Origin of the sequence: Pseudomonas sp. CFBP 13602 (assembly GCF_014842725.1) — a bacterium.
Lineage (GTDB): Bacteria > Pseudomonadota > Gammaproteobacteria > Pseudomonadales > Pseudomonadaceae > Aquipseudomonas > Aquipseudomonas baltica.
The window spans coordinates 474103-489564 of the sequence record NZ_JACYVT010000002.1 but is presented as its reverse complement, the minus strand read 5'-3'; the positions used below and the strand labels follow the sequence as shown (position 1 = coordinate 489564).

Annotated in this window: 10 protein-coding genes; all 10 read left to right on the top strand. The window is 65.4% G+C overall.

What is annotated here, in order from left to right:
- Nucleotides 1-62 precede the first annotated feature (62 nt).
- The 10 genes from IFU31_RS05380 to IFU31_RS05335 all read left to right on the top strand — a co-directional run bounded on the left by IFU31_RS05380 (nt 63) and on the right by IFU31_RS05335 (nt 15441).
- A complete protein-coding gene (locus IFU31_RS05380) occupies nt 63-4358 on the top strand; it encodes an NEL-type E3 ubiquitin ligase domain-containing protein (protein ID WP_192102458.1) in 4296 nt (1431 codons plus the stop codon).
- A 21-nt stretch (nt 4359-4379) separates the two neighbouring features.
- A complete protein-coding gene (pap, locus tag IFU31_RS05375) occupies nt 4380-5873 on the top strand; it encodes a polyphosphate:AMP phosphotransferase (RefSeq protein WP_192102457.1) in 1494 nt (497 codons plus the stop codon).
- A 511-nt stretch (nt 5874-6384) separates the two neighbouring features.
- A complete protein-coding gene (locus tag IFU31_RS05370) occupies nt 6385-7392 on the top strand; it encodes an aspartate-semialdehyde dehydrogenase (protein WP_192102456.1) in 1008 nt (335 codons plus the stop codon).
- Between the two features lie 112 nt (nt 7393-7504).
- Nucleotides 7505-9994: a FimV family protein gene (locus IFU31_RS05365; protein WP_192102455.1), complete on the top strand. Its 2490-nt coding sequence runs from the start codon at nt 7505-7507 to the stop codon at nt 9992-9994.
- 156 nt (nt 9995-10150) lie between these two features.
- Nucleotides 10151-11023, top strand: coding sequence for a tRNA pseudouridine(38-40) synthase TruA (gene truA / locus IFU31_RS05360; protein WP_192052926.1), 873 nt, complete (start codon nt 10151-10153; stop codon nt 11021-11023).
- Nucleotides 11024-11062: 39 nt separating this feature from the next.
- Complete coding sequence (locus IFU31_RS05355) at nt 11063-11689, top strand: phosphoribosylanthranilate isomerase (protein WP_192052928.1); 627 nt, start codon at nt 11063-11065, stop codon at nt 11687-11689.
- 164 nt (nt 11690-11853) lie between these two features.
- Nucleotides 11854-12774: an acetyl-CoA carboxylase, carboxyltransferase subunit beta gene (gene accD, locus IFU31_RS05350; RefSeq protein ID WP_122476414.1), complete on the top strand. Its 921-nt coding sequence runs from the start codon at nt 11854-11856 to the stop codon at nt 12772-12774.
- Nucleotides 12771-14078: a bifunctional tetrahydrofolate synthase/dihydrofolate synthase gene (gene folC / locus IFU31_RS05345; protein ID WP_192102454.1), complete on the top strand. Its 1308-nt coding sequence runs from the start codon at nt 12771-12773 to the stop codon at nt 14076-14078. Before accD ends, folC begins: the two co-directional genes overlap by 4 nt.
- Complete coding sequence (locus tag IFU31_RS05340) at nt 14062-14703, top strand: SPOR domain-containing protein (protein ID WP_185794319.1); 642 nt, start codon at nt 14062-14064, stop codon at nt 14701-14703. Before folC ends, IFU31_RS05340 begins: the two co-directional genes overlap by 17 nt.
- A gap of 180 nt (nt 14704-14883) precedes the next feature.
- Entirely contained in the window at nt 14884-15441 is a 558-nt protein-coding gene (locus IFU31_RS05335; RefSeq protein ID WP_122476408.1) for a CvpA family protein, read from the top strand.
- Nucleotides 15442-15462: the final 21 nt, after the last annotated feature.

Below are 15462 nucleotides of genomic sequence, written 5' to 3'. Positions count from 1 at the left end.
CAGCCTCTGGCGGCTGTGGCGCGGGCTACCGTGCGCGCTCCCCTTTCGGCAAGGAGCCGATCATGCACGCGATCTACCCCCCAATGAGCCAGGGCGGCACCGCCCGGGACCGCCGCCATGCGCGCATCGTCGCGCAGCGGTTGCCGACCTGGCTGAGCCAGGCCAGCCCGGCGATGCGCCAGGCGTTGAGCGCCAGTCAGAATGAAAGCCACGCCGCCAAGCGCGCCCTCGCCCCTGTACTGGCCGGGCTGCGCGACGTCACCGAGTTCTGTGCCGACCTGGTCGGGCAGGAGATCCGCAGGCAGTGCCAGCTCGACATCGATCCGCGCGGCTATGTGCTGGTGCGCGCCATGCACAACGTCGGCATGGGCTTCAGTCATCGCTGGGCGATTGAACAGAACCTGCTGGTTGCCGCCATGCAGAATTTCGAAGCGAACCTGAGCTTTGCGCCGGGTTCGATGGTGCTGCCAAGCGGCGGTGTCGAATACTTCACTGCCGGCAAAGACATCGACTTTCGCGCCCGCCAGGAAAAACCGGCAATCGCCCTTGACCCCCAGCAATTCGCCACTGCCTGCCGGCGCCTGGACCTGGGCCAGCGCTACCAGGCTCACCTGGACACAGTGTTCAAGCCCGACGACCAACCCGAGCGGGTGGCGGCGCTGTTCAAACGCAATGACCAGGCCCATCTCGCAGTGCTGGCCCACATTGCCCGCTTGCGCGGCGATGTCGAGGAAGACGGCTATCGTCTGCTGCTGCAGGTTGCCCAAGCGGCTCCCCCGACCTGGGCGGGCAGCGCGGTGCGCTATCACTGGCTGCGCCTGCTGGGCAGCGCCGATTTCGCTGCCGTGGCGTTGTACGGCGTGCAACTGATCGAATCGACCGTCGACGGTCGCTGTGTGGTGCTGATGCCCGGCGAACCCGACCACCCGATCAAGCAATACCCTTCGTTCCAGGCCTTCGCCGAACGCCTGGGAGAAAAACTCCAGCGGCCCGATTTCCAGCGATATGTCTGCTCGTTGGTGGGCGAGAAGTTCGCTGCGCCGTTCGACCAGCGTCTGCAGCAGCGGATTGCCGGCTCCGGTGGCGCTTGGCTGAAGCGATTGAACCTGGAAAAGCGTGCGGTGGTCGGTGACCTGTTCGACCTGCAACATAATGATCGCTTGCTCAAGACCTACCAGGATGCTCGAGTGATGGCGGTGCCGACCGCCGACGAAGACGCCATCATCCGGGAGCGTGAACGCCGGCGTTATCTGGACGCCGGAACGACCCTGCTCAATATCGCCGGCCTGCTGGTCCCGGCGTTGGGTGCGGCCATGCTGACCTGCGCTGCGGCCCAGCTGTTGCAGGAAGTGTTCAGTGGCGTCGACGATTGGCGCCAGGGCGATGATCATGCCGCCTTCGGCCATGCCATGAGCGTGGTCGAAAATCTGGCGACCATGGCGGTGTTCGCCGGCGCGGTGCAGGCGGGCCGCAGCTGGGTCGCGCCCAGAGTGCCTGCCATTGCCGCCGATACCCAGCTGGCGGAACTGCTCCCGGTGACGCTCGCCGATGGCCGCGAGCACCTGTGGCGTCCCAACCTCGACGACTACGTTGCTGCCCAGGGCCTGCCTGCCGACCTGCTGCCCGATACCGATCGGCTCTATCACGACGAAGCACGTGACAGCGTGGTCATCGACGGGCGCGTGCATGACCTTCGCTTCGACGATCGGTACCAGCGGTGGCGCATTACCCATCCGCGCGACGCGAATGCCTACCTGCCACTGATCGAGGAAACGGGTGCCGGTTGGCGGCTGGCCGCCGAGCAGCAACCCGAGGTGACCGGCACCACCCTGCGTGACCGCCTGGGCTGGCGGCTGTCGGGCATGGAGTCACAGGATATCCATCGGGCGCTGGCCAGCACCGGGTTGCCGCCCACCTTGCTGGACGCGGTCTATGCCCAGGCCTACAAACCCACTGCGTTGCTGGTCGATGCCCTGCAACGTTTTGCCCTGCACCGCCAGGTGCAACGCGCCGGGCTTGTGGACACTGCCGCGCAGGTACGTTTCGAACAGCTCTACGACGCCACGCATTTTGGCAGCGGTCCGGCCACCCAGCTCATTTGCAGGGATTTTCCCGCCTTGAGCGTCGCCGCAGCCGAAGAGGTATTGCTCGGCGTGGCGCCTGGCGAACAGGCGCGAATGCTGGTTAATCGACGCATCCCCCTGAAGTCGAGTGAGCGCGCGCGTGCCTATCAACAGTGCCAACGGCTCAATCGCGCCTTCGAAGGCCTGTGCTTCGGCACCGCGCAGTCGCTGGACAGCCTCGAGCTGGAACGGGCCATCAAGCAGGTGCTGGGCGACACCGCGTCGGGCGATGCGGTGCGTGACTACGCCTTCGCTCACCGCGATGCCTGTGCACGCTGGCTGGGCCAGACGCCTCTGCCGGAAAGCTTCAGGGCACCGATGCGCGACGGCTACGGGCGCGTGGGTTACCCCATGAGCGGAAGGCGAGAGGTGGTCCTGTCGCGACGGGTGCTGGTGGCACGCATTCGCGGCCTCTATCCGGGCACCAGCGAGCCCGCTGCCCGCGAACTGCCGGGACTGTACGAACAAGCCGGCATGAGCCGCGCCGACATCATGCTGGGGCTGGACAACCTGGCCTCCGAGCGTTCGCAGATGCACGCTCAGCTGCAAGCGTGGGCGCACCGACCGGCCCCGGCCAACCTTCCGGCCCGCTACAACGCCAGCAGAGGCGACCTGATGCATTACCGTGCCGACGTCACGGCGCGTCTGGACATCGCCTGGCGCCGTCAGCTGCCTTCCGAACGTGCGGCCAACGGACACCACTATCATCTGAATCTGACCTACGCGCCGCTGCTGGATTTTCCTGGCCTGAACGCCGATCTGCGCTTCGTCACGCACCTCAACCTGACCGGCAGCACGGTGGACGCGCCGGCACTGACCAACTTGCTGGCCAGCTTTTCGCAGCTGCGCAGCCTGACCCTGCGTGAGTGCAACCTGGGCCAGTTGCCCGAAGCGGTCGATCGTCTGACACAGCTGACCGAACTGGACCTGACGCTCTGCAACCTGACCCTGGACCAGGCGCTGCTCGATCGCCTGGGGCGTCTGCCGGACCTGACCCTGTTGAGCCTGAGCGGCAATCTTCCGGGGCCGATAGCCACTTCCAGCGGTTTCTCCAGGCTGCAGCAACTCAATCTCGCCGGTCTGGTGCTGCCCAGCTGGCCACAGTGGGCTTCGCGGCTGCCCGCGCTGCGGACCCTGAACCTGTACCGCACCCGGCTGCGCCATATTCCCGACTCGGTGTTCACCGAGATGAGCCAAGGGCAGGGTGTGGACGTTTTCATGGATCGCAACAGGCTGGATGACTTCAGCTTGAGGCAGCTGGATAGCCCCAGGCCACACCGGCGTTTTCAGTTCTTCGCCCATCGGACCAACGATGTGCACTCGGCAAGTGCCGGCCGCCCGCTGGTCGATGTGTGGCTGCAGGGTGCCAGCGAGGTGGAGCGACGCCATCGCGCACAGTTGTGGCAGGGGCTGGTCGATGAAGACGGCTCCGAGGCCTTCACCCGCTTGATCGACAATCTGCGTCACACACCGGATTACACCCGCAATCCAACCGAACTGACCCGGCGCGTCTGGAATGTCGTTGCCGGTGCATCGGCCAATCGCCAGTTGCGTCAACGCCTGTACACCATGGCCCAGGGGTTGGACACTTGCGTGGATGGAGAGCGGTTGATGTTCAGTGATATGGAAGTGCATGTGCTCCAGCATTACGCCTTGCAGGGCGCAACCTGGGCTCAGCGGGGCGAACGCCTGTACGAGCTGGCCCGTGGACTGTTCCGGCTCGACCGGCTGGAGGTCATTGCCCGGCGCATCATTGCCGAGCGTCGGCGCCTGGGTGTGAGCGTCGACGAGGCAGAAGTGCGCATGGCGCTGCGGACCTATCTGGCCCGTCGCCTGGCCTTGCCCGGCCAGCCGCAGAGCATGGCCTATGCCGCCACGGCCGGTATCGGCGTCGACATCTACGACGCCGCACAGGCCGAGGTGCTGCAGGCCGAAGCCGCACCGGACTTCGCCGCGTTCATGATCCGCCAGGCATTCTGGACCGACTACCTGCGTGAACGCCATGCGAGCACCCTGGAACGGGGTCTGGCGCCGTTCGCCGAGGAGTTGAGCGTCCTCGACGAACGCCAGGAACCCGGCAGCAGCGGCGATTACCTGCGGCGCGCCAATGACATCGCCCGACGTCGCCAGGGTGCCGAGAACGCCTTGCTGGCCGAACTAACCCTGCTCGAGCGGGTCGGCTTCAGTAGCGATACGCAAAGCACCACCTCGCCCAGCGAGGCTCGCTCAAGCTAACCGAAGAGGAATGCCTGCCCCATGTTCGAATCCGCCGAAATTGGTCATGCCATCGACAAGGACACTTACGAGGCGCGTCTGCCTGCCCTGCGCGAAGCGCTGCTGGAAGCCCAGTACGAGCTCAAGGAGCAAGCGCGTTTTCCGGTGATCGTGTTGATCAACGGCGTCGAAGGGGCGGGCAAGGGCGAGACGGTCAAGTTGCTCAATGAGTGGATGGACCCGCGCCTGATCGAGGTGCGCACCTTCGATGAAAAGACCGACGAGGAACTGGCGCGACCACCGGCCTGGCGCTACTGGCGCCAGTTGCCGGCCAAGGGCCGCATGGGGGTGTTCTTCGGCAACTGGTACAGCCAGATGATTCAGGATCGGGTGCATGGCGACATCAAGGATGGCCGTCTGGAGCAGGCCATCAACGGCGCGCAGCGGTTGGAGCGAATGCTCTGCGACGAAGGTGCCCTGATCTTCAAGTTCTGGTTTCACCTGTCCAAGCAGCAGATGAAGGCGCGGCTCAAGTCATTGCGTGACGATCCGTTGCACAGCTGGCGGATCAGCCCGCTGGACTGGCAGCAGTCCAGGACCTATGACCGCTTCGTGCGCTTCGGCGAACGCGTGGTGCGGCGCACCAGTCGCGACTACGCGCCGTGGCACGTGATCGAAGGCGTGGATGCCAACTACCGCAGCCTGGCGGTCGGGCAGATTCTGCTCGAAGGATTGCAGGCAGCGCTGAAGGCGCCCACCGAGCCAGTGCGCAAGGCCGTGGCGAACATCGGTGAAAGCATCGACAAACGCAGCCTGATCGGCAGCCTGGATTTGAGCCGGCATCTGCAGAAGGACGATTACGAACGCCAGCTGATTGCCGAGCAGGCTCGCCTGGCAGGCCTGATGCGCGACAAGCGCATGCGCCGCCACGCCCTGGTGGCGGTGTTCGAAGGCAACGATGCGGCGGGTAAGGGAGGAGCGATCAAGCGTGTCGCCGCCGCGCTCGACCCGCGTCAATACCACATCGTGCCGATTGCCGCGCCAACCCAGGACGAACTCGCCCAGCCCTATCTGTGGCGCTTTTGGCGGCAATTGCCGGCGCGGGGCAAGTTCACCGTGTTCGACCGCTCCTGGTACGGCCGCGTGTTGGTCGAGCGGATCGAAGGCTTTTGCAGTCCGGCCGACTGGATGCGCGCCTATGGCGAGATCAACGACTTCGAAGAGCAACTGACCGATGCCGGTGTGGTGCTGGTCAAGTTCTGGCTGGCGATCGATGAACAGACCCAGTTGAAACGGTTCAAAGAGCGCGAGCAGATTCCGTTCAAGCGTTTCAAGATCACCGAAGACGACTGGCGCAACCGCGAAAAGTGGGGTGCCTATCGCGACGCCGTGGGCGACATGGTCGATCGCACCAGCAGTGAGGTGGCGCCGTGGACCTTGGTCGAGGCCAACGACAAGCGCTGGGCGCGAGTCAAGGTACTGCGCACCATCAACGATGCGCTGGAAGCCGCCTTCAAGAAAGACAAGAAGCACTGAGCCATCGCGGCGCTTCCTTCGCGGCCGATGACCGCTCCTACGCAGGTTACGAGGTTGTCCGTAGGAGCGGTCCGTGGCCGCGAAGGGCGCGCCGCGGTGGGTCAGGGGCACCGCGGCGCCTGTTTCGCGGCCGATGACCGCTCCTGCGCAGGTTGCGAGGTTGTCCGTAGGAGCGGTCCGTGGCCGCGAAGGGCGCACGGCGGTGGGTCAGGGGCACCGCGGCGCCTGTTTCGCGGCCGATGACCGCTCCTACGCAGGTTACGAGGTTGTCCGTAGGAGCGGTCCGTGGCCGCGAAGGGCGCACCGCGGTGGGTCAGGGGCACCGCGGCGCCTGTTTCGCGGCCGATGACCGCTCCTACGCAGGTTACGAGGTTGTCCGTAGGAGCGGTCTGTGGCCGCGAAGGGCGCGCCGCGGTGAGGCAGTTGCACTGCGGCGCCTGTCTGCTGCGAGGACAGCGCGGCCGATAACCGATAAAGTGCGCGGCCTGTTCATTTCCCGAGGACCCTGCCCATGCCCAAGACTTTCGACATCGCCGTGATCGGCGCCACCGGGACGGTTGGCGAAACCCTCGTGCAGGTTCTCGAAGAGCGCGATTTTCCGGTGGGTGCGCTGCACCTGTTGGCAAGCAGCGAATCGGCCGGTGCGTCGGTGGCCTTTCGCGGCAAGAATGTGCGGGTGCGTGAAGTCGATCAGTTCGATTTCAGTCTGGTCAAGCTGGTGTTCTTCGCCGCCGGCCCTGCGGTGACGCGCAGCTTGGCGCCGCGTGCTACGGCGGCCGGTTGCACGGTCATCGATCTGTCGGCCGGCCTGGCGACGTCCCAGGCCCCCAATGTGGTCCCGGAAGCCAATGCCGCCGTGCTGAGCGATCTGCCGCTGCCCGTGCAAGTCGCCAGCCCCAGCGCTGCCGCCACTGCGCTGGCCGTGATCCTGGCACCCTTGCGCGCGGTGCTGGATCTGCAGCAGGTGCACGTGACCGCCTGCCTGGCCGTGTCGGCCCTGGGCCGCGAGGCTGTCAGCGAACTGGCCCGGCAAACGGCCGAGCTGCTCAATGTGCGCCCGCTGGAACCGCAGTTCTTCGACCGCCAGATCGCCTTCAACCTGCTGGCGCAGGTCGGTACGCCCGATGCGCAGGGCCATGTGCCGCTGGAGCGGCGGCTGGTCGACGAACTGCGCGAACTGCTTGGCATGCCTGCGCTGAAGATTTCGGTGACCTGCGTGCAGGCGCCGGTGTTCTTCGGCGACAGCTACAGCATCGCGCTGCAGACCGGCTCGACGCTGGATCTTGCGGCCATCAACCAGGCCCTGGCCATGGCGCCCGGGATCGAAACGGTGGAAGACGACTACCCTACAGCAGTGGGCGATGCGGTAGGCCAGGACGTGGTGTACGTGGGTCGTGTACGCACCGGTATCGACGATCCCCAGGCGCTGAGCCTGTGGGCCACGGTGGACAACGTGCGCAAGGGCGCCGCCTTGAATGCGGTACAAGTGGCCGAGTTGTTGATTAAAGGTCATGGCTAAAAGATACTTGCCGACAATTTGCAGACAGTTCGCCCGTTTTGCCCAGCTGTTCGCATGCGACAGCGCAAGCTTCTTCTCGCTTGCCGAGGAATGTTCAGACAAGGATTAGGCCATGGTTCAAGTTCGCAAACTGGTGTTAGCAATGGCTGCCGCTTCGGCGCTGTCCTCCGGTATCGCCAACGCCCTGGAGCTGGGTGAGTTGACCCTCAGGTCCGCGGTGAACCAGCCCCTGCTCGCCGAGATAGAACTGCTGGATGTGCGCGGCCTCACTGCCGCCGAGGTGCAGCCAGTGCTGGCCCCGGCCGAGGAATTCAGCAAGGCGGGCGTCGAGCGCCAGGCTTTCCTCGACAGCCTGCGCTTCACGCCGGTGATCAACGCCAGTGGCCGCAGCGTCATCCGCGTGACCTCGACGCAACCTTTGTCTGCGCCCTTGGTGAAATTCCTGGTCCAGGTCAATTTCCCCAGCGGCCGTCTGCTGCGCGACTACAGCATGCTGCTCGATCCCGCGCAGTTTGCCCCGCAGGCGGCCCAGGCGGCGCAGAATGCACCGCAGCCGGCGCTGAGCGCTCCCGCCGCCAGTGCCAACCAGGCGTCCTACACCACGGGTTCGCGTGACACCTTGTGGGAGATCGCGGCGCGCAATCGTCAGGGCAGCTCGGTCCAGCAAGCCATGCTGGCCATCCAGGCGCTCAACCCCGACGCGTTCCTCGACGGCAACATCAACCGTCTCAAGACCGGCCAGGTCCTGCGCATGCCGGACGCCCAGCAGACCGCGGCCACCGCGCCGGGCCCAGCCGTGGCTGAAGTCGCGCGGCAGAATGCTGCCTGGCGCGAAGGCCGTCGCCTCGGTCCGCGGGCGCAGCAGGTCGATGCCACGCGCCGCGGCAACGGTGCTCCGGCGCCGGCCGCCGCGCCGCCGCAAGATAACCTCAGCCTGGTGTCAGGCGCCAGCGAGGCCAACGGCCCGGCGGGCGATGCCAGGGCCCTCGACCAGAAACTCGCGGTGACCCAGGAAGCCCTGGACTCCACGCGCCGTGACAACGAAGAATTGCGCAGCCGTAACGCCGACCTGCAGAGCCAGCTCGACAAGTTGCAGAAACTGATTCAGCTCAAGAACGACCAACTGGCCAAGATGCAGGCAGCGGGCGCCGATGTACCGGTGCCGGCCGAAGCGTTGGCGCCGGCGCAGGCGCTGGCCCCTGCGCAGGACGACGGCGAGCCTGCCGAGGGCGATTCCGACGCCCCGGTCAACGCCGCGCTGGTTCCGGCACCGGCGGTACCCGGTGCCACCGAGCAGGTCAATCCCGACGCTGCCGCCAGTACGCCGGCCTTGCCTCAGGGCGAGCCGCTGGATGCGACCACCGACCCCGCCGACGACGCGGTTGCCGAGCAGCCCAGCGACAATTCGACCCTGCTGATGGTGGTGGGTGCCAGTGCCCTTGCAGCGCTGCTCTTGCTGCTGTTGCTGCTGGCCCGCCGCCGCAAGGCGCAGCAGGAGGCCGAGAAGCACATGCGCATGGCCCGCGCGCTGGCCGAAGAGCCCGATCACGGCCCGGATCTCGACTTGCCGCCCAACAGCTTCGAAGGACTGGAGCGCCCGGCGGCGACCGTGCACCTGACCCCGGCCATGGTGGCCGCCTCGGTAGCGGGCGCCAGGGCCAGTGCCGCACCGGCTACCTTCGCCGAGGCGCCCGCGCCGACCGTGCTGCCTACGCCGCCGCTGCGCCCCAGCATCGACACCGATGAAGGGCTGTTCGCCGAAGTGGAGCAGAGCATTGCTCGCGGCCGCCTCAATCATGCTGCCGAACTGCTGGAAGCGGCAACCGAGCGCGAGCCCAAGCGCAGCGATCTGCGCCTGAAATTGATGGAAGTGTATGGCCTGCAAGGTGATCGTGATGGCTTCGTCGGCCAGGAGCGGCAGTTGATCGCCACCGGCCAGAACCATGCCGACGTCGAGCGTCTGAAAGCGCGCTTCCCTGCCATGCTGGGCGTTGCCGCCGCCGCTGCCGGTGCAGCCGCCGCGGCAGCGCAGATGGACGCCGAGTACGTCAAGCAGTTGCTGCACGACGAGCCGGGGTCCGCCGACTCGCTGGACGGCACCTTCGATACCGATTTCGACCTCAACCTGGACGACACCCCGGACCCCGCGCCGACGGCAGGCGCGGACATCGACTTCGACACCTTGCTGGCCGAGCAGAAAGCTGCAGCGGGCAATTCGACCGACGAACCCGAGACGACGTTGCCGGAAGATTTCGATCTGTCGTTGGCCGATGACGCCGAGGAGCCACAGGCACCCGAATCGCGCCTGAACGAGATCAATGCCGAACTGGAAAAACTCTCCGACGGCTTTGCCCGCACACCCATGGCCGAACCGTTCGCCGTGCCCCCCAAGCCTGAAGACCTTCCACCGATCGAAGGCGAAGACGATTTCGACTACCTCGACGGGGGAGACGAGGCGGGCACCAAGCTTGACCTGGCCCGTGCCTACATCGAGATGGGCGACAACGACGGCGCCCGCGACATTCTCGGTGAAGTGCTCAAGGAAGGCAGCACCGGGCAGCAGGATGAGGCGCGCGAGATGCTTGGGCGCATCAGTCGGTAACGCGGTGCAGCGGTCGCCGTCCGACCCCCAAACCTGCTCCCACATCTGTACATCGAGGCCCTTTTTGTGGGAGCGGGCTCTGCCCGCGAAGGCAGCGCCGCCATTCGATGATCCGGTATAATCGCCGCCATCGCTTAACCAACAGGCTGCAACTTCGTGCAAAACATCGACAACGCGGTCGCCGAATCGGCGGCCGACGGCTTCTATCGCATTGCCTTGGGCGTTGAATACAAAGGTTCGCGCTACCGCGGCTGGCAGCGCCAGGCCTCTGGCGTACGCACCGTACAGGAAACCCTCGAAGACGCCCTGGGCAAGGTTGCCGCTTCGCCCGTCTCGCTGATGTGCGCCGGCCGCACGGACGCGGGTGTCCACGCCTGCGGCCAGGTGGTGCATTTCGATACCCAGGCCGAGCGCAGCATGAAAGCCTGGGTCATGGGTGCCAACATCAATCTGCCCCATGATGTCAGTGTCACCTGGGCGAAGATCATGCCGCCCACCTTTCATGCGCGTTTCAAGGCCATCGCCCGCCGCTACCGCTACGTCATCTACAACGACCAGATCCGACCCGCCCATCTGGGCGAGGAAATCACCTGGAATCACCGTCCGCTGGATGTCACCCGCATGGCCGCCGCCGCCCAGGCGCTGGTCGGTACCCATGACTTCAGTGCCTTCCGCGCCGGTCAGTGCCAGGCCAAGTCGCCGATCAAACAACTGCATCACCTGCGGGTCACCCAGCACGGCAAGATGATCGTCATCGACGTGCGCGCCAATGCCTTCCTGCACCACATGGTGCGCAACATCGCCGGTGTGCTGATGACCATCGGCACGGGCGAGCGCCCTGTGGAATGGGCCGCCGAAGTGTTGCAAAGCCGGGTACGCCGAACCGGCGGGGTCACGGCCCATCCCTTCGGGCTGTACCTGGTGCAAGTCGAGTACCGCGATGAGTTCCCACTGCCCGAGCGCTATATCGGTCCGCACTTCCTGACCGGGTTCGACACACTGGCTGACGTCGCCGACAGCATTTGCTAACATCCGCCGTTCCCCAGCCAAGTCGAGGTACTCGCCGACATGTCAGCCGTTCGCAGCAAAATCTGCGGTATTACCCGCATAGAGGATGCTCTGGCCGCTGCGCACGCGGGTGCCGATGCGATCGGGTTGGTGTTCTATGCCAAAAGCCCCCGGGCGGTGAACGTGCAACAGGCACGCGCGATCATCGCCGCGCTGCCGCCGTTCGTGACCACCACCGGCCTGTTCGTCAATGCCAGTCGGTGCGAACTGGGTGAAATCCTCGACGCCGTGCCGCTGGACCTGCTGCAATTCCATGGCGACGAAACGCCGGAAGAATGCGAGGGCTACCACCGTCCCTACATCAAGGCATTGCGCGTGCGCGCCGGCGATGATCTGCAGGCGGCCTGCCGGGCCTATCGCAACGCCAGCGGCATTCTGCTCGACACCTACGTGGCCGGCGTGCCGGGCGGCACCGGTGAAGCCTTCGACTGGTCGCTGGTGCCCGCGGACCTGGACAAGCCGATCGTGCTGGCAGGAGGGCTTCACGCCGGCAACGTCGCCCAGGCCGTCGCTCAGGTCAAACCCTGGGCGGTGGATGTCAGTGGCGGGGTGGAGTCGAGCAAGGGCATCAAGGACCATCGCAAAATCGACGCTTTCCTCAAAGCGGTGCGTGGGAGCAGCATGTGACGGCAGGCAGCTCGGCACCGTCCATACGTTTCGCGAAACGCGCGGCACGCAGGTGTGCAGCCTGCGCCACGCTCGCCCACGCATTCGTTTCATATCTGAACACGCTCAAGAGCATGCACGGGACCTGGCCAGGCCAGCAGTCCCCGGTACTGGAGAAATAAAGCATGAGCAACTGGTTGGTAGACAAGCTGATCCCTTCGATCATGCGATCGGAAGTGAAGAAAAGCTCGGTGCCCGAAGGCCTGTGGCACAAGTGTCCGTCCTGCGAAGCAGTGCTGTACCGTCCGGAGCTGGAGAAGACCCTCGACGTCTGTCCCAAGTGCAACCACCACATGCGCATCGGTGCACGTGCGCGTCTGAACATCTTCCTCGACGAAGATGGCCGCGCCGAGCTGGGTGCCGATCTGGAACCGGTCGATCGCCTGAAGTTTCGTGATGGCAAGAAGTACAAGGATCGCCTGACTGCAGCGCAGAAGCAGACGGGCGAAAAGGATGCGCTGATCTCCATGAGCGGCACCTTGCTGGGCATGCCCGTGGTGGCCAGCGCCTTCGAATTCTCGTTCATGGGTGGCTCCATGGGTGCCATCGTCGGCGAGCGCTTCGTGCGTGCCGCCAACTACGCCCTGGAAAACCGTTGCCCGATGATCTGCTTTGCCGCCTCCGGTGGTGCGCGCATGCAGGAAGCGCTGATTTCGCTGATGCAGATGGCCAAGACCTCAGCAGTCTTGGCGCGTTTGCGCGAAGAAGGCATTCCGTTCATCTCGGTGCTGACCGATCCGGTCTACGGCGGCGTTTCCGCCAGCCTGGCCATGCTCGGTGACGTGATCGTCGCCGAGCCCAAGGCGCTGATCGGTTTTGCCGGCCCGCGGGTGATCGAGCAGACCGTGCGCGAAAAACTTCCGGAAGGCTTCCAGCGCAGCGAATTCCTCATCGAGCACGGTGCGATCGACATGATCATTTCGCGCCAGGAACTGCGCCCGCGCCTGGGCAGCCTGCTGGCCCAGTTCATGGGCCTGCCGACGCCTACCTACGTGGCCGCCCCGATCGAGCCCATTGTGGTTCCACCGGCGCCCGCCAACGTATGACCGAGCGCAGCCTGAGCCAGTGGCTCGCCTATCTGGAGCAGCTGCACCCTTCGGCCATCGACATGGGCCTGGACCGTTGCCGCGAAGTCGCGCAGCGCCTGGGCCTGGGCAAGCCAGCCGAGCGTGTGGTCACGGTGACCGGGACCAACGGCAAGGGGTCGACCTGCGCGTTCATCGCGGCGCTGATGCAGGATCGCGATCTGAAAGTGGGGGTCTACGCCTCGCCGCATCTGCTGCGCTACAACGAACGAGTGCTGATCGACGGCCAGCAGGCCACCGATGCCCAGTTGTGCCAGGCGTTCACCGCCGTGGAAGCGGCGCGCGGCGCCACTACCCTGACCTATTTCGAGATGGGCACCCTGGCCGCGCTCTGGCTGTTCCAGCGCGCCGAGCTGGATGCCGTGGTGCTGGAAGTGGGCCTGGGCGGTCGGCTCGATGCGGTCAATCTGGTGGATGCCGATGTGGCCGTGGTCACCAGCATCGGTCTGGACCATGCCGAGTACCTGGGGGATACCCGCGAGTCGGTGGCGTTCGAGAAGGCCGGCATCCTGCGCGCTGGCGTGCCAGCACTGTGTGGCGATATCGACCCTCCGCAGCCATTGCTCGAGCAGGTTGCCACATTGAGTTGCCCCTTCTATCTGCGCGGCCGCGACTACGACTTCACCGCGCAAGGCGATCACTGGTCGTGGCGCGGGGTGGATGTCGAAGGCTACCCGGTCGAGTTGCTGTCGTTGCCATTGCCCAGCTTGCCGCTGGAAAACGCCGCGTTGGCCCTGCAGGCCTATGTGGCACTCGATCTGCCGCGTGACGCTGCACGTATGGGTTGGGCGCTGGCGCACACCCGCGTGGCCGGCCGCCTGGACCGTCACCGGGTGAGTTACGCCGGCAAGCCGGTCGAAATTCTTCTCGACGTGGGCCACAACCCGCACGCCGCTCGCTTTCTGGCCGAGCGGCTGGCGCGCCAGCCTCTTGCGGGGCGGCGTCTGGCCGTGTTCGGCCTGCTCGCCGACAAGGACCTAGTCGGAGTGATCGAGCCGCTGACAGCCGTCATCGCGCACTGGGCAGTCGCACCACTGAAAACACCGCGCAGTCGTCCGGCCGCCGAACTCGACGCCGCGCTCCTGAACCTTGGCGCTGCCACGACGTCTCATGGCAGCCTCGCCGATGCGCTCGAAGCGCAGTGCGAAGCCGCAGGCGAGGGTGACGAGATTCTGGTGTTCGGCTCGTTCCACTGTGTCGCCCAGGCTCTGAAATGGATGTATGGCAACGTAGAACGGGAGAACGTGGATGGCATTGCCCAATAAGGTGTTCAAGCAGCGCATGATCGGCGCCCTGGTGCTGATCGCGCTGGCGGTGATTTTCCTGCCGATGCTGTTTTCGCGCGAGGATCAAACCGTGCGCCAGGTTCAGGTACAAGCCCCGGCAGCGCCGCAGGCACCGGCAGCGCCTCAGGTGCAGGTCGAGCCGGTTGCCGTGCCCGAGCCGCAGATCATCGAGACGGAGCCGGTTCCAGCGCAGGCCGCGACGCAGGCTGCCCCGCCTAGCCAGCCGATCCAGTCGGTGCCTGCCGCGCCTGCCACACCTGCCAAGAAGCCGGTGGAATCGGTGCAGCCTTCCGCGCCCATCGCTGCGGCCAAGGTGCCACCGGTCGCCAAGACGGACACCGGCAGCAAGATCGACCCCAATGGGCTGCCGGTCAGCTGGTCGGTGCAATTGGCCAGCCTGTCCAACCGCGCCGGTGCCGACACCTTGCAGAAGAGCCTGCGTGCGCAGGGTTACAACGCCTACGTGCGTACGGCCGATGGCAAGAACCGGGTGTTCGTCGGTCCACTGGTCGAGCGCGCTGAGGCCGAGCGCCTGCGTGACGTGATCAACCGCCAGCAGAAGCTGCAAGGGTTCGTGGTACGTTTCGAGCCCGAGCGCGGCTGAGTCTTCTTTTGGCGTGGGACCGTGGCGCTCCCTTCGCGGCCGCTGACCGCTCCTACGAGAAGCTGTAGGATTGGTCAGCGGCCGCGAAGGGGCGCACTGCGGTGCAGGCGACAATCGCCGCTTACTCCCGCGCCCGCGCTCTGCTAAAATGCGCCGCCTTATCCGTATGCAGGCCGCACCGTGGCATTTACCTGGGTCGACTGGGCGATCATCGCGATCATCGCCATCTCCGCACTGATCAGCTTGACACGCGGCTTCGTCAAGGAAGCCCTGTCGCTGGTCACGTGGATAGTCGCAGGTGGCGTGGCCTGGCTGTTCGGTGGTTCCCTCGCCGGTTATTTCGAAAACTACATCCAGACCCCATCCGCGCGCGTCATCGCCGGGTGTGCCGTACTGTTCGTGGCCACCCTGCTGGTCGGCGCCATGGTCAACTATCTGATCGGCGAACTCATTCGCGTCACCGGGCTGTCGGGCACCGACCGCTTCCTGGGCATGGTCTTCGGCGCCGCGCGCGGTGGCCTGCTGGTGGTGGTGGCCGCCGGGCTGATGAGCCTGGGGCCCGTTCAACAGGATTCGTGGTGGCAGGAATCACGGCTCCTGCCCCAATTTCTTTTGGTTGCTGACTGGTCGAAAAACCTCATTCTGGGGATGTCCAGCCAGTGGCTCGCCAGCGGAATCAGCGCACCGGCTGACATTCCGTTCAAGGAACACCTCTTGCCGGCCAACAAGGCGCAGTGAGTGGTGCTCAGTTCAGATTCA